Raw genomic sequence first — 20,715 nt, 5'->3', positions numbered from 1 at the left:
CTGGATTAGCCCATGAAGTGCCTGATCGCTAGAGGGCGGTGCCTCTATCGCTCAGCACGATGTACAAGGCGTAGAGAATACCGGGAACCCAAAAGACGATGCAAAGCACGATGGAAATCAGGAGTTCGGGGCCCACGCCGCGCTTCAGGAACACCGCCAGCGGGGGCAGGATGACGGCGAGAATGATCTGCAGGATGGGCATGTGTATCTTTCGTCTTTGGGTGGCGCATGAGCACGCCGGGTCGCCGGGAAAAACGCACCAATCCTGTGACGGTTGCGACAATGCGAAGGATAAACGTTGCGAAACGACGCAAATAAGATGGCAGTTTTGTGATCGGCTGTTGCCCAATGCCCGCCACGCTTCGATAAAGGGGCATGGCCAACACCACCGAAGCCCGCGCTGGATCGATCGATCGTATCCAGCAGAACGTCCTCGCCCGCGGCGAGCGGCGCCTCCTGAACTGGATCTGCCCGCGCTTGCCGCTGTGGGTCACGCCCGACCGGCTCACCAGCTTCGGCATCGTCGGCGCGCTGATGATCTTTGCCGGTTACGCCGCCAGCGGTTTCGGCGCGAATTGGCTGTGGCTGGCGATCGCCGGCTACTCCATCCAATGGTTCGGCGATTCGCTCGACGGCAGTATCGCGCGCTGGCGCAAGATCGAGCGGCCGTCTTTCGGCTATTTCATCGATCACAGCTGCGACGGGATCACCACGCTTCTGATCCTCGCCGGGATCGGGTTCAGCCCTTACGTCCGGCTCGATGTCGCGCTGGTCGCGATGACCGGCTATCTGCTGCTGTCGATCCATGCCTATCTCTCCGTACATGTCATGGGCGAGATGAAATTGTCTTATCTCGCCGCCGGGCCGACCGAACTGCGTTTCGTGCTGATCGGCCTGACGATAGCGATGTACGGCTTGGGCACCGGTCCGGGCTGGTTCGGTGCGATTTCCGGCTTCGATATATTTGTGGGAACGGTCGGGCTGATCCTCATCATCCTGTTTCTCGTGCAGACCGCCACCGTTGCACGGCGTCTGGCATCGCGTGCCGAGCAGCGCTGACGGGCGTTGACGAACGCGTCCGGCCCCGCTAGACGCCACCGCTTTCCACCTTATGAATGATAATCGGGAACGAACGATGTCGCGCATCTGCGAACTGACGGGCAAGGGCCGCATGGTCGGCAACAATGTGAGCCACGCCAACAACCGGACCAAGCGGGTGTTTCTGCCCAATCTGCAGGACGTGACGCTGCTGTCCGACGCGCTGGACCGGGGCATCAAGCTGCGCGTCTCGACCGCCGGCCTGCGCTCGGTCGAGCATAATGGCGGGCTCGACAACTGGCTCATGAAAACCTCCGACACCAAGCTGAGCGACAACGCGCGCAAGGTGAAGAAGGAAATCGGCAAGAAGCTCGCCGCCGCCTGAACGGACGCGGTCCGGCTTTCCACCAAGACCCCCGATGCCTGTGATGCAGGGCGCCGGGGTTTTCGCATTTATGCGCGGCGCACAGGAAGTGCGCAACAAAGTGGTGAACATTCAAGAACTGCAATACTCCGCAGATTGTGAGCTCTAACAATTTTACAACAGTGCCAAAATTGCAATTTGTACGTATTAAGATGCAATGCAGTGCGGAAGAAGATCCCGGGGCGACAGAAGTTATAGCAGATATAATGGCCAATGACGAGCATGCGTTTGCGATGTTTCCTGAAGGGGTTGCAAGTATTTGGCCTGAAACAAAATAGCAATTATGAAGGTTGCCACATTTTACTATCGAAAAAGCTCCTATCTTGCTTTCCACCAACAACTGTCATCGGGATGCCACTGCGCTATTCCCCCAAACTCTCGAACCCTGGCCCCTTCTGCACTCCGTGCACCCCCTCATCCGGCAGCGCGAACTTCATCAATATCGTGCGCTGGAGCGCATTGAAATTGTCGTCGGAGACGATCCAGGCGATGGTGCGTCCGGCCTCCTGCGTCACCGCCAAACCCTCCATATTGTCGACCGCGAGCGGCGCTTCGAGGCGGGCGAGTTCGGTCGATCGCAGGGTCTTGCCGGGGCGGATGTCGGCGGGGTCGGCGATGCCGATCGACGCCGATAGCCCGCTGGGGAAGGCGAGGCGGCGGTGCAATATCAGCAGGCGCCCGTCCGGCAGCAGCTTGGCGTCGGTCGCCTTGAAGCCCTTGGGCGGAGCATAGGCGAAGCGGACCGGTTTCGCATCGGCGCGCGGCTCGCCGGGATAGATCAGCGCCCGATAGCCGCCACCTCGGTCTGCGGTATCCGGGGCCTCGGCATCCTCGCTCAGCACCACGAACCGCCCATCGGCCAGCCGTGCCAGCGCCTCGCCGCCGCCATTGGCGGGCCAGCCTTTCATTTCCTGCGGCCGCACGACCCGTTCCTCGCGGGAAAAATCGGCCGAATAGCGGCGCAGCGATGCATGGTTCTCGAAACTCACCCAATATTTGCCGGTGGCGGGATCGCGCACCAGCGATTCCGAATCGCGCTCTTCATAGTCCGGTTCTTCTTTTCCGCGCCAGGGCAGCGGCCGGATGAACGGATCGACGATGCCGCCGCGGCGCGTCAGCCCGAAGCCGATCAGCGTCGCGCCGTCGCCCAGGCCGATGAAATGATCGTCCGGCAGTGCGACCAAGCTGGAGATGCCGCCGAACCGGTCGTTCTCGCTGCTGAGCACCCAGGCACCCAGAAAGCGCAGCTGGCCAAGCTGGGTGCGGGCGGGGTGCTTGGGATCGAGCAGGATCGGCCGCGCCGAGATCGCCTGATCTTTGTTGGGCCGGTGTTGCCGCTGCCCGCCGAGCGAAAGCGCGCTGAGCCCGATCAGGAGCGCGATCACGAGCAGAGTCCAGCGGCGCTTAAATGTCAATCTGTTAATATTCAGACCCTTTTAGCTGAACATGAGATAAAAGACGCATTCAGCGCCCACTCAACGCCGTCCGTCCATAACAAGCTGGTCAGCGGGGCAAAGGCCTTCCGGTTTTTTGAAGGCGCGTATGTCCGGCTGCAAATCCATTTCGTCCGTTCCCCGCGTTCGGGGGGAGGGCGGCACGGAAACCCTCGCGTTGCGTAACCGGGGGTGGGGGTCGGCACGTCGAGACGCCGGCCCCCAATTTTTTTGGTGGGATGGCTCGGCCATTACCAATCATTAAAAAGCTACGTCATCCCGGATCAAGTCCGGGATAACGGTTTTATATTAGGGCTATCACAGTGCGCCCCCCTCCCGCTTTCCTTGCATCGCCCCCCGCATTTATGCGAATGGGGCCGCTCGGGGGTGCATGTTTTGCCCCCTGTCCCCACATGCCCTCGACAGTTGGAATTTCCATGATCACCAGCGACGACCTGCGCGGCGAATTGCGCGACCTTCACCGCAAGGCCGAGCCGGAGGTGCTGGCCCCCCTCGTCGCGCAGGCCAAGGTCGGGCCCGAAGAACGCGCGGCGATCCTCGAGCGCGCGCATGTCCTGCTGGAGGATCTGCGCGCCGGGCAGTCCAAGGGCTGGATCAACCAGTTTTTGCAGGAATATCGGCTGGGCACCGAAGAGGGCACCGCCTTGCTCTCGCTCGCCGAGGCGTTTCTGCGCGTGCCCGATGCCTATACCTCGGACCGGCTGATCTCGGACAAGATGGGCGGCGCGGACTGGGGCGCGCATACCGGCGCGTCCGCCAACAAGATGGTCAACAGCGCCACCTGGGGGCTGGTGCTGGGCAAGGCCGTGGTCGGCGCGTCCCCGCGCGCCAATGTGCTGCGCCGCCTGGTCGCGCGCAGCGGCGAGCCGTTCGTGCGCCGCGCGGTGCAACAGGCGATGAAGTTGATGGGCGAGGTGTTCGTCATGGGCCGCACCGTCGAAGAAGCCATCACGCGCATGAACAAGCGCGAAAATCGCGGGTTCGTCGCCAGCTTCGACATGCTGGGCGAGGCGGCGCGCACGATGGACGACGCCTATCGCTATTTCGAATCCTATCGGGGCGCGGCCGATGTCGCGGGCCGGGCGGGCAGCGGCCACAGCATATCCGTAAAACTGTCCGCGCTGCATCCGCGTTACGATCCCGCCCATGCCGGCATCTGCATCCCGATCATCTCCGAAATGGTGCTCGATCTGGCACTGCGCTGCCGCGAGTCCGGCGTGGCGCTGACCGTCGATGCCGAGGAATCCGAACGGTTGATGATCAGCCTCGACATCATCCGCGATGTCGCGCGCCACCCCTCGATGGAGGGCTGGGACGGCTTAGGCATGGCGATCCAGGCCTATTCCAAGCGCGGTCTCGCGGTCGTCAAATGGGCCGATGCGCTGGGCGAGGAAAGTGGCAACCGGATCAACACGCGGCTCGTCAAAGGGGCCTATTGGGACACCGAGATCAAGCATACGCAGGAAATGGGGCTGTCCGATTTCCCGCTGTTCACCCGCAAGATCGCGACCGATGTCAGCTATCTCGCCTGCGCGCGGCAGATGCTGCAGTCGAAGAATATCGTCCCCGCCTTTGCTACGCACAATGCGCTGACCATCGCCACCCTGCTGCAATGGACCGACGAGGCCGGGCTGCCGAGAGATGCCTATGAGTTCCAGCGCCTGCACGGCATGGGCGAGGGTTTGTACGAGCGCATGGCGCGGGGCGAAGGCTACCGGGTGCGCACCTATGCGCCGGTCGGCGGCCATGCCGATCTGCTGGCCTATCTGGTCCGGCGACTGCTCGAAAACGGCGCGAACACCAGCTTCGTGCACCAGTTCACCTCGACCGACGTCAATGAGGAGGAGCTGCTCGCCGATCCCGTGGCCAAGGTGGAGGCCGTGGGCGGCACGCGCCATCCCGGTATTTCGCTGCCCGAGGATATGTTCATGCCCGAGCGCAAGAACAGCCGCGGCATGGACCTGGAGGACCGCAAACTGCTGGAGGCGCTGGCCGAGCGGCTGCGCAAGCCCGTGACGGTGCAACTGCGCGGCGAAAAGGATGTCTCCGAATGCATCGACATCTGCCATGCGGGCTTTCGCGACTGGTCGGATACGCCGCTGAACAAGCGCGTCGCCTGCCTGGAAAAGCTCGCCGATCTGATGGAGGAACGCCGCGAGGAGCTGATGGCGGTGCTCGTGCAGGAGGCGAAGAAGACTATCCCGGACGCGCTGGGCGATGTGCGCGAGGCGATCGATTTCTGCCGCTATTACGCCGCGCAGGCTAGGCTGAACCTCGCGCCGATCGAGCTGCCCGGACCGACCGGCGAGCGTAATGTGCTGCGCATGGAAGGGCGCGGCGTGTGGGCCTGTATCGCGCCGTGGAATTTCCCGCTGGCGATCTTCGTCGGGCAGGTTGCCGCCGCGCTGGTTTCGGGCAACACGGTGGTCGCCAAGCCCGCGCCGCAGACGCCCCGGATCGCCGCGCTGGCGGTACGATTGGCACGCGAGGCGGGCGTGCCGCGCGGCGCGTTGCAACTGGCGGTCGGCGGGGCCGAGACCGGCGCCGCGCTAACCTATGACGCGCGCATCGCCGGCATCGCCTTTACGGGATCGAGCGCGACGGCCAAGGTCATCGCGCGCAGTCTGCTGGCCGAGGATGATCGCCCGCTGGTGCCGCTGATCGCGGAAACCGGCGGCATCAATTGCATGATCGTCGATTCCACCGCGCTCACCGAACAGGTGGTGCGCGACGTGCTGATCTCGGGCTTCCAGTCGGCCGGGCAGCGTTGCTCGGCGATGCGGATGCTGCTGCTGCAGGAGGATGTGTATGATCGCACGATCACCATGTTGAAGGGTGCGATGGACGCGCTGGTGATCGGCGATCCGGCCGAGCCCGACACCGATGTCGGCCCGGTGATCGACGAGCCGAGCTTTTACAAGCTCAACGCCTACCGCGAGGCGTGGCACAGGAACGTGATCCATGCCTGCGAGGTGCCGGGCAAGGACAAGGGCCTGTTCGTACCGCCGACGCTGATCAAGCTGGATTCGATGGACGAGCTCGACCGCGAATGGTTCGGGCCGATCGTGCATGTCGCGACATGGAAGGCGGGCGAGCTCGAGAGCACGGTGGAGCGTGTCAACGCCAAGGGATATGGCCTGACCATGGGCATCCACAGCCGAATCCTGCGCGCCGCCGATCAGGTGGAAGACCGCGCGGCGGTCGGCAATCTCTACGTCAACCGCTCGATGATCGGCGCGGTGGTCGGCTCGCAGCCCTTCGGCGGCGAGGGCCTATCCGGCACCGGCCCCAAGGCGGGCGGCCCGCATTATCTGTATCGTTTTTGTGCGGAGCGGACGACGAGCACGGATTTGACGAGCGCGGGCGGCAATGCCACGCTGCTGAGCATGGGCGACGGGATTTGATAAATGCCTCTCCCTTTGGGAGAGGCAACGAGACTTGCGAACTTGTTCGCTAGTCGCAGTGGTGAGGGTGATTGAACTGCCATAAGCGTAGTCACCATCCAGCTCCGCTAGGCGCTTGCGCGCCAAGCTTCGCTACCTCTCCCTAGGGGAGAGGGATTAAAGCGCTGCGCTCAGCCGCTTGATCTCTTCGTTCAAAATCCGGTTGTCCTGCGAATAATCAACCGGGCAATCGATGATCTTGACGCCGTGCGTGCCCAGGCACTGCTTGAGCAGCTCGCTCAGATGCGCAGCGCTTTCCGCGCGATAACCCGCCGCGCCATGCGCCTGCGCAAACAGCAGCCGCGGCCGTGCATCCCGCGCCCTGCTCGTGCCGGGTAAGCACACAAAGGCGATACTGTCCGAGCGCGCGATACTGTCCAGCAGGTCGAGATTTTTCTCGCCGGGCAGGCCGAAGACATGTTCGACGCCTTCTTCCTCGAGACGCTGGACGATGAGGTCGCTGGTCTTGGTCATGATGCTCGGCCTTTATCGGTGAATTTCAGTAGCCCAGATCAAGATCGACCACATTCTTCATATCGCGTCCAGCGCGGTACCGTTCGAGATTTTCCAGGAACAGCACGCCTGCTCGGGAAAACATCTTTTGCGTCGATCGGCCCGACAAATGCATGCTGAACAGCGTGTTTGGCGCGTCCCACAACGGGTGGTCGTCCGGCAATGGTTCGGGATCGGTGACGTCCAGATAGGCGCCCCCTAGCCGCCCGCCCTTCAGCGCCGCGATCATGGCGTCCTGATCGATGATCTCGCCGCGCGCGATATTGCACAGCAGCGCGCCGGTCTTCATCGCGGCGAATTCCGCCTGACCGATCAGCTGCTCGGTCTCGCCGGTGGCGGGGAGGGCGACCACCAGCCAGTCATACTCGCCGAGTTTGGCGCGCCATTCATCCTGCCCGATCACGCCCCGATCCGGCCGCGGGGTGCGCGCTACGCCGGTCACGTCCACACCGAACGCCTTGAGCCGATCGCCGATCGCCTCGCCGATCGCGCCATAGCCCAGGATCAGCGCCTTGCTGCCGTAAAGCTCGCGATTTCCGGGCGGGTCCCGCGGCCATTCCTGCCGGTCGGCCAGCCGCACGACCTCGTCGTAGCGCTTGGCCAGCGCCAGCATGCCCAGCACGGCATATTCGGCCACCGCGATGGTATTGATGCCCACGCCATTGGTGAGCTTTACGCCGCGCTCCGCCAATCCCTCGGTCGGGAAATGATCTAGCCCGGCATAGATGGTGAACAGCCATTGCAGTTTTTCGGCGGCGTCGACTGCGGCGCGCATCGCCTTTTTATCGTTCATGTCGAGCCAGGCGATCTCCGCCTCCCCCGCGCTCTCGACCGCTTCCGCGCGGCTGGAAAACCAGCTCACGTCCAGATCGTCCGGCAACCGTGCCTCGATGAGCGGCCGCGCCGTGGCGGGAAGCAGGGCTTTGATCATAGGATGTCCTTGGTCCGGGGGATGAAGGGGAAACAGCGCAAGCGCGGCGTCGTTCCGGTAAGTGGCTCTTCTCCCCCTCCAAAACTGGGCCGGGGGTGGGGACTATCGATCTGGCGCAGCATCTGACGAAGCCCCCACCCCTACCCCCCCCCTTGAAGGGGGGAATTACAGCGACAGCCGCCATTCCCAGCCCAACGGATCGCCGTCCATCAGCTCGATCCCGGCCTCGGTCAGCTCGTCACGGATCGCATCGGACCGGGCGAAATCCTTTTCATCGCGCGCTTCCCGCCGTTCGATAAGGCGCGCGGTCACGTCTCCCTCGGTCAGGCTTGAACCCGCCGGGCGAATACGCAGATCGGTGCGCGCGAGATGCAGCAGATCGAGCCCCAGCACCTCGTCCATCTGCATGATCAGGCGGTAGCGATCGCCCTCGCACACGCGCTTCATCGCAATCACCTGCTCCAGCGTGGTCAGCGCCTTGGGCGTATTGAGATCGTCCGAGATCGCGGCATCGAAATCGGCTTTGGCCTGGATGATCAGCGGATGGGTGATGTCGCGCTCGTCCTCATGCTCCTTCAGCCGCTGCGCGCCCATGACGAGGCGTTTAAGGCGAGTAAGCGCGGCGGCGAGATTGTCCCAGCTGAACTCCAGCTCGCTGCGATAATGCGCCTGCAGACACATCAGGCGGTAAGCGAGGGGATGGACGCCTTTTTCCACCAGCAACGGCAGGCGTAAAAATTCGCCCGCGGATTTCGACATCTTCCCGGTCCGGTCGATCAAAAAGTTGTTGTGCATCCAGATGCGTGCACCGCTTCCGTCTCCACCGCAAAAGGCCTGGTTCTGGGCGATCTCGTTGGGGTGATGAATTTCGCGGTGATCGATCCCGCCGGTGTGAATATCAAAAGGAAGCCCGAGCAGCTTCTCGCCCATCACCGAGCATTCCAGATGCCAACCCGGCGCGCCCTTGCCCCAGGGGCTGTCCCATTCCATCTGCCGCGTCTCGCCCGGCGGCGTCTTGCGCCAGATCGCGAAATCGGCCGGGTGACGCTTTCCTTCGACGGCATCGATGCGGCCTTCCGCCTCGTCATCGCTCTTGTGCCGCGCGAGGCGGCCGTAATCGGGGACGGTGGAGACGTCGAAATAGAGCCCGCCGTCGATCTCGTAGCAATGCTGCGCAGCAATTTGCTCGGCGAACGCGATCATCGCGGGCACATAATCGGTGGCGATCGACCAATGCGCCGGTTCGCGGATGTTGAGCGCCTTGACGTCGGTCCAATAGGCCTCTGTATAATGCTGCGCGATGTCCCAGATGGTGCGGGCCTTGTCGGCGGCGGCGGCTTTTTCCAGCTTATCCTCGCCGGCATCGGCATCGTCGGTCAGATGGCCGACATCGGTGATGTTGATGACGTGGATCAGATGATAGTCCTTGTAGCTGAGCGCGCGGCCCAGCGTGTCGGCGAACACATAGGCGCGCATATTGCCGATATGCGGGTAGTTATACACCGTCGGTCCGCAGCTGTAGACCCGCGCTTGGCCCCGGTGGACGGGGCGGAAGATTTCGGTCTTGCGGGTCAGGCTGTTGTAGAGGCGGAGCGGCGTGGTGGGCATGGGATCGTGTGTGGGTCAGTTCGAATGCGAAATCAACCATCCGCCCCGTCAACGGTTCAGTCGAATCCCCGCCATTCCACCGTCTCGTCCAGCTCGGCCCGCGCGACCTCGAAATTGTTCACCGCATGCTCCGGATCGCGATAGCCGACGGCGAGGCCGCAGAACAGGATATGCCCGTCGTCGATGCCGAGCTGCCGTCTGATCGTGCGGCCGTAGACCGACCACGCTTCCTGGGGGCAGCTGTCCAGGCCCTCCTCGCGCAGCAGCAGCATGACCGTCATCAGCCACATCCCCATGTCCGACCATTGCGGCGGACCCATGAAGCGGGGACAATGGACCAGCATCAGGACGGGCGCGTCGAAGGCGCGGAAATTATGGGCGAACTGGAGCATCCGGCCCATCCTGTTGTCGTGCGCGATGCCCAGCGCTCGGTACATCGCCTCGCCCACGCCGAACCGGCGGCCGCGATAGGGTTCGGCGAGCTGGGGCGGATAGACGTCATATTCGGGCTCCTGCCCCTCGGCGCCCATCCGCACCCGTTCCTGCGCCGCTTCGATCAGCGCGGCGAGCGGACCGCCGGTCAGGACCACGCCGTGCCACGGCTGAAGATTGCCGCCCGATGGCGCGCGCCGCGCGGTTTCCAGTACGCGGCGGAGAATGGCGGGATCGACGGGCGTGTCGAGGAAATGCCGGATCGAGCGGCGGGTGGTGACGGCTTCGGCGACGTTCATATCGTCACTCCTCGAACATCTCGCGAAGAATGCGAAGCGCGCGCTTGCGTGTCTCGGGTTCGGCCAAGCCAAGCCGTTTCGACAAGCATTCCTTCGAGACGCTGCGGATTTGATCGCCGAGCAAGAGGCCGCGGCGTTCATGAAAGGCGATGTCAGGGCGAAATCGCGCCGGGTGGCTTCCCGTCGTCATGGGCATTACGATAACCGTCCCGAGGTGGCGGTTTATGCCATCGGGCGAAACGATCAGGCAGGGCCGTGACTTGCGGATTTCCCGGCCGATCGCCGGGTCAAGACGGATCAACCAGATTTCGCCGCGCTGGGCGTTTTTCGCATTGGTCATTCACCATCGTCCGGCCAATCGCCGTCGATGGGATCGTCGAAGTCGAGCCAACGGCGTTCCGCTTCAGTTACCCCTAGCGCTCCTATGATCGCCGCGTCCTTCTCCCAGCCGTCCTGCACCTTTCGTTCGCGCACCGGCTCGGCGATGACGCGGCCGTCCTCGACCCGCATCGCCATCTTGGCGCCGGTTTCGACCCCGAGCGCGCGCATGACCGCCTTCGGAAGGATCAGGCCGGTGGAGTTGCCCATTTTTCGCAGGGTTGTATGCATGAGGCATTGTTAGCACGATGTAAGCACGATGTAAGCACGATGACAATCGCCCTGTCAGCCCGGTGGTGTCTCGGTTTGAATTCGCGTCACCCACTCATCTCCAAAGAAGAACATTTGAAACCGAGATATTACCGTCAGCCCGGTCTGCTTTCCCGGGCCGTGCAATAATCAGAAAGATGATCTCACTCCTCGTCGAAGAGCTCCGCCAGTTGCTCGATCATCGTGCCGCCAAGCTGTTCGGCGTCCATGATCGTTACCGCGCGGCGGTAATAGCGCGTCACGTCGTGGCCGATGCCGATGGCGACGAGCTGCACCGGGCTGCGCGTTTCGATCCATTCGATCACCTTGCGCAAATGCTGCTCCAGATAGGCGCCGTGATTGACCGACAGCGTGCTGTCGTCGACCGGCGCGCCGTCGGAAATCACCATCAGGATGCGCCGTTCCTCGGGCCGCGCGATCATGCGGGCATGCGCCCAGAGCAGCGCCTCGCCGTCGATATTTTCCTTGAGCAGACCCTCGCGCATCATCAGGCCAAGATTGCGCTTGGCGCGGCGCCAGGGTTCGTCGGCGCGCTTGTAGATGATGTGGCGCAGATCGTTGAGACGGCCGGGCTGCGCGGGGCGATCGGCGGCGAGCCAGTCCTCGCGCGATTGCCCGCCCTTCCAGGCGCGGGTGGTGAAGCCCAGGATCTCGGTCTTCACGCCGCAGCGTTCCAGCGTGCGCGCAAGGATCTCCGCGCTGACCGCGGCGATGCCGATCGGCCGCCCGCGCATCGAGCCGCTGTTATCGATGAGCAGCGTCACCACCGTGTCGCGAAACGCCATCTCGCGCTCGACCTTGTAGCTCAGCGAATGGCCGGGGCTGACGACGACGCGGGCGAGCCGGGCGGCGTCGAGCAGCCCTTCCTCCTGGTCGAAATCCCAGCTGCGGTTCTGCTGCGCCATCAGGCGGCGCTGGAGGCGGTGGGCGAGCCTGGTCACCGTGCCCTGCAGGTTGGCGAGCTGCTGGTCGAGGAACTGGCGCAGGCGGGTGAGTTCCTCCTCGTCGGCCAGCTCGGACGCCTCGACGATCTCGTCGAAGCGGCCCGTCCAGACGTCATAGCCGAGATCGGGGGATGGGTCCCAGTTCGGGCGGCCCGGGCGCACGGGCTGCATGCCCTCGTCGCCCATATCGCCTTCCATCATCTCGCTGTCGTCGGTCATCTCGCCGTCGGTCTGCTCGTCGCTCTCGTCGCCCTCGCTGTCGTCGGATTCGGCGCGCATCTCGGTCTGGCCGCTGTCACCCTGCTGCTCGTCCTCGTCCTGCGAATCGTCTTCGTCAGACAAGTCTTCGTCATCCTCGCCGCCGTCATCGCCCTCGTCGGGGTCGATCTCGCCTTCGGTCAGGTCGAGATGCTGCAGCATCGTCTGGGCGAGCGACGCGAACGCGCGCTGGTCGTCGAGCGCGAGGCCGAGCGTATCGAGATCCGAGCCGGCGCGCTCCTCGATCCAGTCGCGCACCAGATCGAGGCCCGGCTGCGCCGCCGCAGGGCTCGGCTCGCCGGTCAGCCGTTCGCGCACCAGCAATTGCAGCGCGGTCGACAGCGGCACCTCGTCGCGCGCCTTTGCCCGCACGATCGCGTCCGATTTCAGCCGCTGTTCGAGCGCGGCGGTGAGGTTGCGGCCGACCCCATCCATGCCCTTCGATCCCAGCGCATCGATCCGGGCATGCTCGATGGCATCGAAGGCGGCGGAGGCTATGGCCTCGCGCGGGCGCGCGGCGGCGTGGGCGGCGGCATCATGGTGACGCATCCTGAGCGCAAACTGGTCGGCAAAACCGCGCGCCTCGGCGATTTGCTCGGGCGGCAGGTCGCGCGCGGGCATCGGTAATTTCATGGAGCCGCGCGAGGCCGACGGCGCATCGGCGGTCCAAGCGACGTCGAGCTCGGGCTCATGCGCCATCGCCCGCGCGCACCCGGCGAGCGCGGATTTCAGGTCATCGAGGCGGCTGCGGTCGGTCATTGTCGACTAATATACCGTAAAGGTCCCCTGGACAGGAGTTTCATCGAAGTTACGTTCAATTTCCGCCTTGATCCAGCTATTGTCTTTGGCAAATTCCGTAACCAAAATCTTGGCGCCAGCAATCGTTACGGACTGCCTGCCCAGTTTGGGGTCCAATTTTACTCGAAGAGGCAGTTGATAGACCTCACTACCTCTTTGCGCTTTAAGATCAGAAAGGTAGCCATTAATCCGGTCTTCTTTGAGATGTAGATCGAGCCTTGGCGATCCTCCAAACGCCCCTCCTTTATGATAGCTTATCCAAAAGCGCTCGCTTTCATCGCGCTTCATCCTGGGGACGACTGTATAAGGCGTGTCGGCAATGACCATCTGTTGAATCAATTCCTTACTTTTGGCCCCGACGAGCAAAGAATGATCCAGATTTCCATCCTGATCGACATCGTATACGCAAAATTGCGTATCCTTCGATATCTTGGTCGCCAAGTCACTGATGCCGAGAGTGAGTGCCGAAGCTAAACTCTTAGCCAAGTCGGACTTGGGGTACATGCAGAATCCCAACTGCCGCCCCACTAAATCGCCGCCGGTTAAAATGGTGCCATGCATCATATCGCCAGCTTTTACCTGCGATGTCAGGCCGGAGAAGCTAAGTTCTAAGTCATTTCCCACTTCGGCCATTACGACCCATCCAAGCGGTGCCTCCAATACTGTCTCATCATCCTTCACCACCTGCTCAACGCCCAGCGTCGAAATAATTTCGTTATTAGGCAAAATCAGCGTCGGGAGCATTTGAGCCTGATAAGGAGTGGCAGCGACGAGAAGCGGAGCCAGCAAAAGCAACTTCAGTGATCTAGACATAATTTCCCCCTTGGCACGATATAGCGCTAAGAAACTTATCCTCCAGCCACGCTCTCCGGCAAATCTTTTCCGAACACGCGCTGATAATATTCGGCGACCAGCTGGCGCTCCGCCTCATCGCATTTGTTCAAAAAGGTCAGCCGGAAGGCGAAGCCGACATCGTGGAAGATGGCGGTGTTCTGCGCCCAGCTGATCACCGTGCGCGGGCTCATGACGGTGGAGATGTCGCCGTTGACGAAGCCCTGGCGCGAGAGGTCGGCGACCTTGATCATCTTCTGCACCGTGTCCTCGGGCGTGTCGGACACCTTGCTCAGCACCACCTTGGCCTCGGTCGCGGCGGGCAGATAGTTGAGCGTGACGACGATGTTCCAGCGGTCCATCTGGCCCTGGTTGATCTGCTGCGTGCCGTGATACAGCCCGCTGGTATCGCCCAGCCCGACCGTGTTGGCGGTCGAGAACATACGGAAATATTTGTTGGGACGGATCACCCGGTTCTGGTCGAGCAGCGTCAGCTTGCCCTCGGTTTCCAGCACGCGCTGGATCACGAACATCACGTCGGGGCGGCCCGCGTCATATTCGTCGAACACGAGCGCGGTGGGGGTCTGCAGCGCCCACGGCAAAAGCCCCTCGCGAAATTCGGTAACCTGCTGGCCGTCCCTCAGCACGATGGCATCGCGGCCGACCAGATCGATCCGGCTGATATGCGCGTCCAGATTGATCCGGATGCACGGCCAGTTGAGCCGCGCGGCGACCTGCTCGATATGCGTCGATTTGCCCGTGCCGTGATAGCCCTGCACCATCACGCGGCGATTATAGGCGAAGCCCGCCAGGATTGCCGCCGTCGTATCCGGATCGAACACATAGCTGGGGTCGAGGTCCGGCACGCGCTCGTCCGCCTCGCTGAACGCGGGCACCTGCATGGCGAAGGGAATGCCGAACAGTTCCTGCGCGTCGACCATCTTGTCGGGCGCATCCATCACCGTGTCGGCGCGGCTGTCGGGCTGGGTATTGGGGATGTCGGTCATAGGGCGTCCTGAGGGGGGAGAGTCTGCAGCGGAGGTATAGGCTAGAATTACCGGTTGCAACGCATCAGCGCGCAGCGGTGTCCTTCGCGTCCGGCAACGGGGCCTTGTCCGGCATGCCGAAGCAGTCGGCGAAGCGCATCGCGAAGTTCAGATCGCCCTCCACGGTCAGCTCGTCGGCGGCGGAGAGCATCGCGTCTTCGCCGCCCCCATAGAACCAGCCGGCGAGGATCGAGGGCGCGCCGCTGATGGTGACGCGCGGGGACTTGGGTGGGGCGCCGCGGCCGATGTCGATCGCACCATCCGCTTTCGTCCAGTAATAATCCTCGTCATCGAGCCGCAGCAATATGGTGCCGTCGAGCGTGGCGGCGGCCTCCTGGTCGATCATGGTGCGCAAGGACAGCATCAGCGAGGTCGCGCTGAACGGGCGGGTGGGGTCGTGCATTGGTGATCGTACCGCCCAGCGGCCCATCACTTGTAGAATCGGTGCGGCCTCATAGCCCCATTCCGTCAGTTCATAGACCTGCACCGAGGCGGGCGGGAGAAGCGTCTTGCGCCGCGTCACGCCAGCCGCCTCCAGCGAGCCCAGCCGCTGCGTCAGCACATTGGCGCTGATCCCGTTGATGCTCGATTTCAGATCCGAAAACCGCCGTGGCCCCAGCATCAGTTCGCGCATCACCGGCACCGCCCAGCGTTCGCCCAATATGTCCATCGCATGGGTGGCCGCGCAGGCCTCATCATAGCGCCGCTTGGGGGTAGCGGGCGCAATACTGGTTATCTTATCTGTCTTCATGGTTGTAATTTATAACTTAGCGAGGCATGAAAGGCAAGGCCCGAGTCGCGACCAATCGCGCGATGCCAGGAGAATCGATCCATGCCCGATAGCGCCGAACCCGCCGCCGAAAATGCTTTCGAACTGTCCGTCACCCGGTCGATCGCCGCGCCGCCGGAAAAGGTGTGGGACATGATGACGAACCAAATGGCGGCATGGTGGTGCCCCAAACCGTGGCGCACCGAAATCATCGAGCAGGACTGGCGCGCGGGCGGTCGCAGTGCGATGGTGATGAGGGGGCCGGGCGGGGAAGAGCATGTGGTTGAGATGATGTTCCTCGAAGTGAGCCCCGGACGGCGCTTCGCCACCACGGATGCGGTGAGGGTTGGGCTGATGCCCGCCGAGCCGTTCATCATCGGCATCTGGGAGATCGCGGCGGACGGCGGTGGGACGCGCTACACCGCCCGCGCGCGCCACTGGAGCGAAGAGGCGATGCAGCGCCACCGCGACATGGGTTTCGAGGATGGCTGGAGCACCTGCGCCAACCAGCTCGCAGAATTGTGCGAGGGCAAGTGACTTGAGCGAGCCCGTCCACGCGCCGATCACCATCACCGCCTTTGAACGTTCGCCCGATCGCGGCAAGGGACTGGCGAGGGACATGCGCGTTCGCTGGGCGCTCGAGGAAGTGGGCCAGCCCTATAATGTTCGCCTCGTTTCGTTCGGCGAAATGAAGGAACCGGCGCATCTGTCTCTCCATCCGTTCGGGCAGATTCCGACCTATGAAGAAGGCGATCTGGTGCTGTTCGAATCTGGCGCGATCCTGTTTCATATCGCCGAGCGTTATCAGGGCCTGCTGCCACGCGATGCGGATGCCCGGGCGCGTGCGATCATGTGGATATTCGCCGCGCTCAACACGATCGAGCCGCCGATCATCGATCGCGGGGTTACCCTCATGCTGGAGCGCGACGAGAGCTGGTACGAGCAGCGCTTGGCTGCGATCGACGATCGCATCCGCGTCCGGCTGGGCGAATTGTCCCGCCGTTTGGGCGATGCCGACTGGCTCGATGGTGCGTTCCGCGCGGGCGACCTCATGACGGTGGAGGTGCTGCGCAGGTTGAGCGGATCGGGACTGCTGGAAGAATATCCGAACCTTTCCGCTTATGTCGCGCGCGCCGAAGCGCGGCCCGCTTTCAAACGCGCTTTTGCCGCGCAACTGGCGGTTTTCGAACGAAGCCAGAAAGAGGGGGAGAATGATGCCGATTGATGCTCATGCGCCGATCACGATTACCGCGCTCAAATGGGTGCCGCCATTTGCGCAGGGGCAGGTGCGCGATCACCGGCTGCGCTGGATGATGAAGGAAGTCGGCTGGGACTATGCGGTCGAGCTGATCGATCCGACCGTTCAGGAAAGCAGCGGTTACCGGGCGCAGCAACCCTTCGGACAGGTTCCGGTGCTCCGCGAGGCCGGCCGGCCCATATTGTTCGAAACCGGCGCGATTCTGCTCGACATCGCCGAACGCTCGGGCAAGCTGCTGCCGGACGACGAGGCCGATCGGGCGTTGGCCAAATGCTGGCTGTTCGCCGCGCTCAATTCGGTCGAGCCGCTCCTGGCCGAGATATCGGTGGCCGACATCTTCCTCGAGGACAAGGAAGTGGCGAAAGGCTATCGTCCCTATGCCGTCAAGATGGCGGAACTGCGGCTCGGGCAGCTGTCCGGCTATCTCGGCGACCGCGACTGGCTCGTCGGCGATGATTTCTCCCTGGCCGATCTGATGATGTCCTCCGTCACCAAGACCGTCCACCATACCGATCTGGTCGAGGCGCACGACAATCTCGCCGCCTGGCGCGACCGCTGTTTCGTGCGGCCCGCTTACAAGGCGGCCATCGCCGAGCAATGCGCCGAATTCGAAGGCCACGGCCCAAAGGACATGGGCTGGGGCGAGGAAACGAACGAAAAAGGAGAGGAAGCATGAGCTATATTCAAGGATTTTTACTCCCGGTGCCGCATGACAAGAAGGACGCCTATCGCGAAATGGCGGAAGGCGCGGTGCCATTCTTCAGGAAGCACGGCATGGTCCGAATGGTCGAATGCTGGGGCGAGGACGTGCCGCGCGGCGAAACCACCGACATGTATCGCGGCGTCGATGCCGCAGCGGGCGAGAATGTCGTATTCTCCTGGGTCGACTGGGGTTCGAAGGAAATCTGCGACAAGGCCGCAGCGGCGATGATGGAAGATCCCGAGATGAAGATGCCGGACGACATGCCGTTCGACAGCAAGCGCATGGTCTATGCCGGTTTCGAAACGCTCGGCGAGCGGGGCGGGGACGGCGAGACCGGCTATGTGCAGGGCTATGTCGCGCCGGTGCCGAAGGCGAACAGGCAAGCCTTTGCCGACATGTGCGCGGCGATGCGCGACATCGCGAGCGACAGCGGCGCGCTGCGCGCCGTCGATGGCTGGGGTGAAAATTTAGAGGACGGCAAGGTCACCGATTTCAAGCGCGCGGTGAAATGCGAGGACGGCGAGGCGGTCGCCTTCGGCTTCACCGAATGGCCGTCCCGACAGGTCTATGAAGAGGGCAGGGAGAAGATGCGCGCGGATCGCCGCATGCCGGGTCCGGGCGATATGCCGCTCGACGGCAAACGGCTGATCTTCGGCGGCTTCGAGGTGCTGCTCGACACGGACCGGGAGTAGAAACGATGGCGAACAGGCAAGGCGATTTCATCTGGTACGAGCTGATGACCACCGATCCGGAAGGGGCCAAGGCGTTTTACGACGCGGTCGCCGGGTGGGATATCGATGCCGAGAGCGCAACGCCCGGCGATATGGACTATCGCATGATCAAGCGGTCCGACGGCGGCTTCGCCGGCGGGATGCTCGCGCTGAGCGAAGACATGCGCGCGGGCGGGGCGCGGCCGGCCTGGCTCGGCTATGTCCATGTGGCAGATGTCGATGAAGCGGTCGCCGCGATCGAGCGGAATGGCGGCGCTACCCGGATGCCGGCAACCACCATGGAAGGCGTCGGCCGGATGGCGATGGTCGCCGATCCGCAGGGCGCGCCGATCTACGTCATGGCCCCCACGCCGCCCGCCGACGATGCCGAGGCGACGAGCGACGTGTTCTCGGTCGACCGGCCCGGGCATGTTCGATGGAACGAGCTCGCGACCTGCGACGCCGAAGCCGCCACCGCCTTTTATACCAGCCAGTTCGGCTGGACCCAGGAGGGCGGCATGGAAATGGGGGCGATGGGCCGCTATCGTTTCCTAATGCAGAACGGCACCGGCATCGGCGCGATCATGCCGAAGCCGGAGGCGATGCCTGTTTCCGCCTGGACCTATTATATCGGCGTCGACGATATCGACCGCGCCCGGCAAGCGGTCGAGGAAGGCGGCGGGCGGGTGATCAGCGGACCCCATGAAATCCCGGGCGGCGAGTTTTCGCTGAGCGGCGCCGACCCGCAAAGCGCCGCCTTCGGCCTCGTCGGTCCGCGCAAACAAGGACAAGCATAATGACCAGGAACACCATTTGCCTGTGGTATGACAAGGATGCGGAAGCGGCGGCGAATTTCTATGCCGAAACCTTCCCCGACAGCGAAGTGACCGCCGTGCACCGCGCGCCCGGCGACTATCCGTCGGGCAAGGAGGGCGACGTGCTGACGGTCGAGTTCACCGTGCTCGGCATCCCCTGCCTCGGCCTCAACGGCGGCCCCGAATTCACCCATAGCGAAGCCTTCTCCTTCCAGGTATCGACCGAAAGCCAGGAAGAGACCGACCGCTACTGGGACGCGATCGTGGGCCATGGCGGCGAGGAAAGCATGTGCGGCTGGTGCAAGGACCGCTGGGGACTGTCCTGGCAGATCACGCCGCGGGTGCTAACCGATGCCCTGGCCAGCTCCGACAAGGCGGCGGCCAAGCGTGCCTTCGCGGCGATGATGGAGATGCAGAAGATCGACGTCGCCCGGATCGAGGCGGCGCGAAAAGGAGGCTCCGGCGATGCGTAAGCTGACCGGCGCGGCCTTTGTGTCGATCGATGGCGTAATGCAGGCGCCGGGCGGCCCGGGCGAGGACCCGACCGGCGGTTTCGCGCATGGCGGCTGGATGGCGCCGATGGACGACGAACTGGTCGATGAAACCATCGGCGACCTTTTCACACCGCCTTACGATCTTCTGCTCGGGCGGCGCACATACGATATCTTCGCCGCTTATTGGCCCTATGTCACCGGTCCGGAGCGAGGGTTCGCGAAAGCGCTAAACAGTGCGACCAAGCATGTGATTACCCATTCGGATGCGCCGCTCGCATGGGAAAACAGCCACCGCCTGAACGATATCGACGCCGTCGCAGAGCTGAAGCGAAGCGACGGGCCGGACCTCCTCGTCCAGGGATCGAGCACGCTCTATCCGCAGCTTCTTGGTGCAGGGCTGCTTGACCGGTTGGTGCTGATGATCTTTCCGGTGGTCCTCGGCGCCGGAAAGCGATTGTTCGATGGCGGCGACGCGGCGACATCGCTCGAAGTCGTCGACCAGAAACTTTCGGGTAGCGGTGTCCTCGTCGCGCATTACGCTCCGGGCGGCGCCGTCGCGACCGGTGCGATGGGAGAGCCATCGTCGAGCGACCGCGAACAGAAGCGGCAGGCGGCCATGTCGGAGGGACGCTGGTGATCCAGCTTTACGGCCACCCCTTCGCCGCGTTCGTGTGGAAGCCGCTGATCGCCTTGTACGAACGCAGCGTGCCGTTCGATTTCCGGATGGTCGATCCGGGCCATCCGGACAACAGCGCGGCGGTGGCCGAAGCCACGCCGGCGGGGCAGTTTCCGCTCCTCGTCGATGGGACGCGCACCGTGCTGGAAAGCTCGTCGATCATCGAATATCTGGATGCCACCCAGGGGTCCGCCGGGCCGATGATCCCCGTCGATCGGCTGCGCGCGGTCGAGGCGCGGCAGATGGACGGACTGTTCGACGATTATATCGCCGCGCCCATGCAGTCCATCGTCGCCGATGCGCTGCGCGGTGAAGAAGACCGCGATGCCTATGGCGTGGCCGAGGCAAAGGCGAAGCTCGGCAAGGCCTATGGCTGGTTCGACCGCTGGATGGACGGCCGCGACTGGGCCGCGGCCGGGCGCTTCACCATCGCCGATTGCGCCGCCGCCCCGGCGCTGTTCTACGCCGATTGGGTGCACGAGATACCGCAAAACTGCGCCAAGCTGCGTGGCTATCGCGCCCGGCTGCTGGAGCGCCCTTCGATCGCGCGCGTGGTCGACGAAGCCCGGCCCTTCCGGCACTTCTTTCCGTTGGGGATACCGAACCGAGACTGAAGAGAGAGA

The 20,715-nt window shown here is 63.4% G+C and carries 23 protein-coding genes; 11 read left to right on the top strand and 12 right to left on the bottom strand.

The window, feature by feature from the left end; all coding sequences use genetic code 11:
• Nucleotides 1-28 precede the first annotated feature (28 nt).
• Nucleotides 29-202 carry a YqaE/Pmp3 family membrane protein gene (locus ACOQPC_RS12785; protein ID WP_420606106.1) on the bottom strand — a complete coding sequence of 58 codons (174 nt, stop codon included), beginning with the start codon at nucleotides 200-202 and terminating at the stop codon, nucleotides 29-31.
• Nucleotides 203-375: 173 nt separating this feature from the next.
• On the opposite strand from ACOQPC_RS12785, the gene ACOQPC_RS12780 reads away from it, so the two are divergent.
• Together ACOQPC_RS12780 and rpmB are read left to right on the top strand one after the other, a co-directional pair.
• On the top strand, nucleotides 376-1,059 hold the full coding sequence (locus tag ACOQPC_RS12780) for a CDP-alcohol phosphatidyltransferase family protein (RefSeq protein ID WP_420606105.1): 684 nt from the start codon (nucleotides 376-378) through the stop codon (nucleotides 1,057-1,059).
• A 76-nt stretch (nucleotides 1,060-1,135) separates the two neighbouring features.
• Nucleotides 1,136-1,423: a 50S ribosomal protein L28 gene (gene rpmB, locus ACOQPC_RS12775; protein WP_420606104.1), complete on the top strand. Its 288-nt coding sequence runs from the start codon at nucleotides 1,136-1,138 to the stop codon at nucleotides 1,421-1,423.
• 401 nt (nucleotides 1,424-1,824) lie between these two features.
• On the opposite strand, the gene ACOQPC_RS12770 is transcribed toward rpmB, so the two are convergent.
• Nucleotides 1,825-2,877, bottom strand: a complete 1,053-nt coding sequence (locus ACOQPC_RS12770) for an esterase-like activity of phytase family protein (RefSeq protein ID WP_420606103.1) — start codon at nucleotides 2,875-2,877, stop codon at nucleotides 1,825-1,827.
• Nucleotides 2,878-3,332: 455 nt separating this feature from the next.
• Here ACOQPC_RS12770 and ACOQPC_RS12765 point away from each other — a divergent pair, with 455 nt between their 5' ends.
• Entirely contained in the window at nucleotides 3,333-6,320 is a 2,988-nt protein-coding gene (locus ACOQPC_RS12765; RefSeq protein ID WP_420606102.1) for an L-glutamate gamma-semialdehyde dehydrogenase, read from the top strand.
• Nucleotides 6,321-6,476: 156 nt separating this feature from the next.
• Here the strand turns inward: ACOQPC_RS12765 and ACOQPC_RS12760 are convergent, their stop codons facing one another.
• From ACOQPC_RS12760 to ACOQPC_RS12715, 10 genes are all read right to left on the bottom strand, one after another.
• Entirely contained in the window at nucleotides 6,477-6,833 is a 357-nt protein-coding gene (locus ACOQPC_RS12760) for a thiamine pyrophosphate-binding protein (protein WP_420606101.1), read from the bottom strand.
• Nucleotides 6,834-6,858: 25 nt separating this feature from the next.
• Nucleotides 6,859-7,803: a D-2-hydroxyacid dehydrogenase gene (locus ACOQPC_RS12755; protein WP_420606100.1), complete on the bottom strand. Its 945-nt coding sequence runs from the start codon at nucleotides 7,801-7,803 to the stop codon at nucleotides 6,859-6,861.
• Nucleotides 7,804-7,968: 165 nt separating this feature from the next.
• On the bottom strand, nucleotides 7,969-9,411 hold the full coding sequence (gene cysS / locus ACOQPC_RS12750) for a cysteine--tRNA ligase (RefSeq protein WP_420606099.1): 1,443 nt from the start codon (nucleotides 9,409-9,411) through the stop codon (nucleotides 7,969-7,971).
• Between the two features lie 56 nt (nucleotides 9,412-9,467).
• Nucleotides 9,468-10,142: a nitroreductase family protein gene (locus tag ACOQPC_RS12745; RefSeq protein ID WP_420606098.1), complete on the bottom strand. Its 675-nt coding sequence runs from the start codon at nucleotides 10,140-10,142 to the stop codon at nucleotides 9,468-9,470.
• 4 nt (nucleotides 10,143-10,146) lie between these two features.
• Nucleotides 10,147-10,482: a type II toxin-antitoxin system PemK/MazF family toxin gene (locus ACOQPC_RS12740; protein ID WP_420606097.1), complete on the bottom strand. Its 336-nt coding sequence runs from the start codon at nucleotides 10,480-10,482 to the stop codon at nucleotides 10,147-10,149.
• Nucleotides 10,479-10,751: an AbrB/MazE/SpoVT family DNA-binding domain-containing protein gene (locus ACOQPC_RS12735; RefSeq protein ID WP_420606096.1), complete on the bottom strand. Its 273-nt coding sequence runs from the start codon at nucleotides 10,749-10,751 to the stop codon at nucleotides 10,479-10,481. Before ACOQPC_RS12735 ends, ACOQPC_RS12740 begins: the two co-directional genes overlap by 4 nt.
• A 182-nt stretch (nucleotides 10,752-10,933) precedes the next feature.
• Nucleotides 10,934-12,751 carry a cobaltochelatase subunit CobT gene (gene cobT / locus ACOQPC_RS12730; RefSeq protein WP_420606095.1) on the bottom strand — a complete coding sequence of 606 codons (1,818 nt, stop codon included), beginning with the start codon at nucleotides 12,749-12,751 and terminating at the stop codon, nucleotides 10,934-10,936.
• 6 nt (nucleotides 12,752-12,757) lie between these two features.
• On the bottom strand, nucleotides 12,758-13,603 hold the full coding sequence (locus ACOQPC_RS12725) for a hypothetical protein (protein WP_420606094.1): 846 nt from the start codon (nucleotides 13,601-13,603) through the stop codon (nucleotides 12,758-12,760).
• Nucleotides 13,604-13,638: 35 nt separating this feature from the next.
• The gene (cobS, locus tag ACOQPC_RS12720) at nucleotides 13,639-14,628 is read right to left on the bottom strand and encodes a cobaltochelatase subunit CobS (RefSeq protein WP_420606093.1); all 990 of its coding nucleotides are present in this window, start codon (nucleotides 14,626-14,628) and stop codon (nucleotides 13,639-13,641) included.
• A gap of 64 nt (nucleotides 14,629-14,692) precedes the next feature.
• Nucleotides 14,693-15,418 carry a winged helix-turn-helix transcriptional regulator gene (locus ACOQPC_RS12715; protein ID WP_420606092.1) on the bottom strand — a complete coding sequence of 242 codons (726 nt, stop codon included), beginning with the start codon at nucleotides 15,416-15,418 and terminating at the stop codon, nucleotides 14,693-14,695.
• Between the two features lie 81 nt (nucleotides 15,419-15,499).
• Between ACOQPC_RS12715 and ACOQPC_RS12710 the strand changes: the two genes are divergently transcribed.
• Genes ACOQPC_RS12710 through ACOQPC_RS12675 form a run of 8 tightly spaced genes read left to right on the top strand, consistent with a single transcriptional unit; the run spans nucleotide 15,500 to nucleotide 20,706 of the window.
• Nucleotides 15,500-15,973 (top strand): SRPBCC domain-containing protein, encoded by a 474-nt coding sequence (locus ACOQPC_RS12710; protein WP_420606091.1) that lies wholly within the window; start codon nucleotides 15,500-15,502, stop codon nucleotides 15,971-15,973.
• Between the two features lies 1 nt (nucleotide 15,974).
• Nucleotides 15,975-16,661 (top strand): glutathione S-transferase family protein, encoded by a 687-nt coding sequence (locus tag ACOQPC_RS12705; RefSeq protein ID WP_420606090.1) that lies wholly within the window; start codon nucleotides 15,975-15,977, stop codon nucleotides 16,659-16,661.
• Nucleotides 16,648-17,370 carry a glutathione S-transferase family protein gene (locus ACOQPC_RS12700; protein ID WP_420606089.1) on the top strand — a complete coding sequence of 241 codons (723 nt, stop codon included), beginning with the start codon at nucleotides 16,648-16,650 and terminating at the stop codon, nucleotides 17,368-17,370. The genes ACOQPC_RS12705 and ACOQPC_RS12700 overlap by 14 nt, the downstream gene beginning before the upstream one ends.
• Nucleotides 17,367-18,089 carry a DUF1428 domain-containing protein gene (locus ACOQPC_RS12695; protein ID WP_420606088.1) on the top strand — a complete coding sequence of 241 codons (723 nt, stop codon included), beginning with the start codon at nucleotides 17,367-17,369 and terminating at the stop codon, nucleotides 18,087-18,089. Before ACOQPC_RS12700 ends, ACOQPC_RS12695 begins: the two co-directional genes overlap by 4 nt.
• Before the next feature lie 5 nt (nucleotides 18,090-18,094).
• Nucleotides 18,095-18,904, top strand: a complete 810-nt coding sequence (locus ACOQPC_RS12690; RefSeq protein WP_420606087.1) for a VOC family protein — start codon at nucleotides 18,095-18,097, stop codon at nucleotides 18,902-18,904.
• Nucleotides 18,904-19,395 (top strand): VOC family protein, encoded by a 492-nt coding sequence (locus tag ACOQPC_RS12685; protein ID WP_420606086.1) that lies wholly within the window; start codon nucleotides 18,904-18,906, stop codon nucleotides 19,393-19,395. Before ACOQPC_RS12690 ends, ACOQPC_RS12685 begins: the two co-directional genes overlap by 1 nt.
• Nucleotides 19,388-20,053, top strand: a complete 666-nt coding sequence (locus ACOQPC_RS12680; RefSeq protein ID WP_420606085.1) for a dihydrofolate reductase family protein — start codon at nucleotides 19,388-19,390, stop codon at nucleotides 20,051-20,053. The genes ACOQPC_RS12685 and ACOQPC_RS12680 overlap by 8 nt, the downstream gene beginning before the upstream one ends.
• Entirely contained in the window at nucleotides 20,050-20,706 is a 657-nt protein-coding gene (locus ACOQPC_RS12675; RefSeq protein WP_420606084.1) for a glutathione S-transferase family protein, read from the top strand. The genes ACOQPC_RS12680 and ACOQPC_RS12675 overlap by 4 nt, the downstream gene beginning before the upstream one ends.
• Nucleotides 20,707-20,715: the final 9 nt, after the last annotated feature.

Origin of the sequence: Novosphingopyxis sp. (assembly GCF_965218915.1) — a bacterium.
Classification (GTDB): Bacteria; Pseudomonadota; Alphaproteobacteria; order Sphingomonadales; family Sphingomonadaceae; genus Novosphingopyxis.
Note: the sequence above shows the minus strand (reverse complement) of the source record. Positions and strands in the feature narration are given on the sequence as shown.

Bases quoted from the DNA above. Each gene is read 5' to 3' on its own strand.
- ACOQPC_RS12785 (WP_420606106.1), bottom strand. From the start codon at position 202: ATGCCCATCCTGCAGATCATTCTCGCCGTCATCCTGCCCCCGCTGGCG.
- ACOQPC_RS12780 (WP_420606105.1), top strand. From the start codon at position 376: ATGGCCAACACCACCGAAGCCCGCGCTGGATCGATCGATCGTATCCAG.
- rpmB (WP_420606104.1), top strand. From the start codon at position 1,136: ATGTCGCGCATCTGCGAACTGACGGGCAAGGGCCGCATGGTCGGCAAC.
- ACOQPC_RS12765 (WP_420606102.1), top strand. From the start codon at position 3,333: ATGATCACCAGCGACGACCTGCGCGGCGAATTGCGCGACCTTCACCGC.
- ACOQPC_RS12760 (WP_420606101.1), bottom strand. From the start codon at position 6,833: ATGACCAAGACCAGCGACCTCATCGTCCAGCGTCTCGAGGAAGAAGGC.
- ACOQPC_RS12755 (WP_420606100.1), bottom strand. From the start codon at position 7,803: ATGATCAAAGCCCTGCTTCCCGCCACGGCGCGGCCGCTCATCGAGGCA.
- cysS (WP_420606099.1), bottom strand. From the start codon at position 9,411: ATGCCCACCACGCCGCTCCGCCTCTACAACAGCCTGACCCGCAAGACC.
- ACOQPC_RS12745 (WP_420606098.1), bottom strand. From the start codon at position 10,142: ATGAACGTCGCCGAAGCCGTCACCACCCGCCGCTCGATCCGGCATTTC.
- ACOQPC_RS12740 (WP_420606097.1), bottom strand. From the start codon at position 10,482: ATGACCAATGCGAAAAACGCCCAGCGCGGCGAAATCTGGTTGATCCGT.
- ACOQPC_RS12735 (WP_420606096.1), bottom strand. From the start codon at position 10,751: ATGCATACAACCCTGCGAAAAATGGGCAACTCCACCGGCCTGATCCTT.
- cobT (WP_420606095.1), bottom strand. From the start codon at position 12,751: ATGACCGACCGCAGCCGCCTCGATGACCTGAAATCCGCGCTCGCCGGG.
- ACOQPC_RS12725 (WP_420606094.1), bottom strand. From the start codon at position 13,603: ATGTCTAGATCACTGAAGTTGCTTTTGCTGGCTCCGCTTCTCGTCGCT.
- cobS (WP_420606093.1), bottom strand. From the start codon at position 14,628: ATGACCGACATCCCCAATACCCAGCCCGACAGCCGCGCCGACACGGTG.
- ACOQPC_RS12715 (WP_420606092.1), bottom strand. From the start codon at position 15,418: ATGAAGACAGATAAGATAACCAGTATTGCGCCCGCTACCCCCAAGCGG.
- ACOQPC_RS12710 (WP_420606091.1), top strand. From the start codon at position 15,500: ATGCCCGATAGCGCCGAACCCGCCGCCGAAAATGCTTTCGAACTGTCC.
- ACOQPC_RS12700 (WP_420606089.1), top strand. From the start codon at position 16,648: ATGATGCCGATTGATGCTCATGCGCCGATCACGATTACCGCGCTCAAA.
- ACOQPC_RS12695 (WP_420606088.1), top strand. From the start codon at position 17,367: ATGAGCTATATTCAAGGATTTTTACTCCCGGTGCCGCATGACAAGAAG.
- ACOQPC_RS12690 (WP_420606087.1), top strand. From the start codon at position 18,095: ATGGCGAACAGGCAAGGCGATTTCATCTGGTACGAGCTGATGACCACC.
- ACOQPC_RS12685 (WP_420606086.1), top strand. From the start codon at position 18,904: ATGACCAGGAACACCATTTGCCTGTGGTATGACAAGGATGCGGAAGCG.
- ACOQPC_RS12680 (WP_420606085.1), top strand. From the start codon at position 19,388: ATGCGTAAGCTGACCGGCGCGGCCTTTGTGTCGATCGATGGCGTAATG.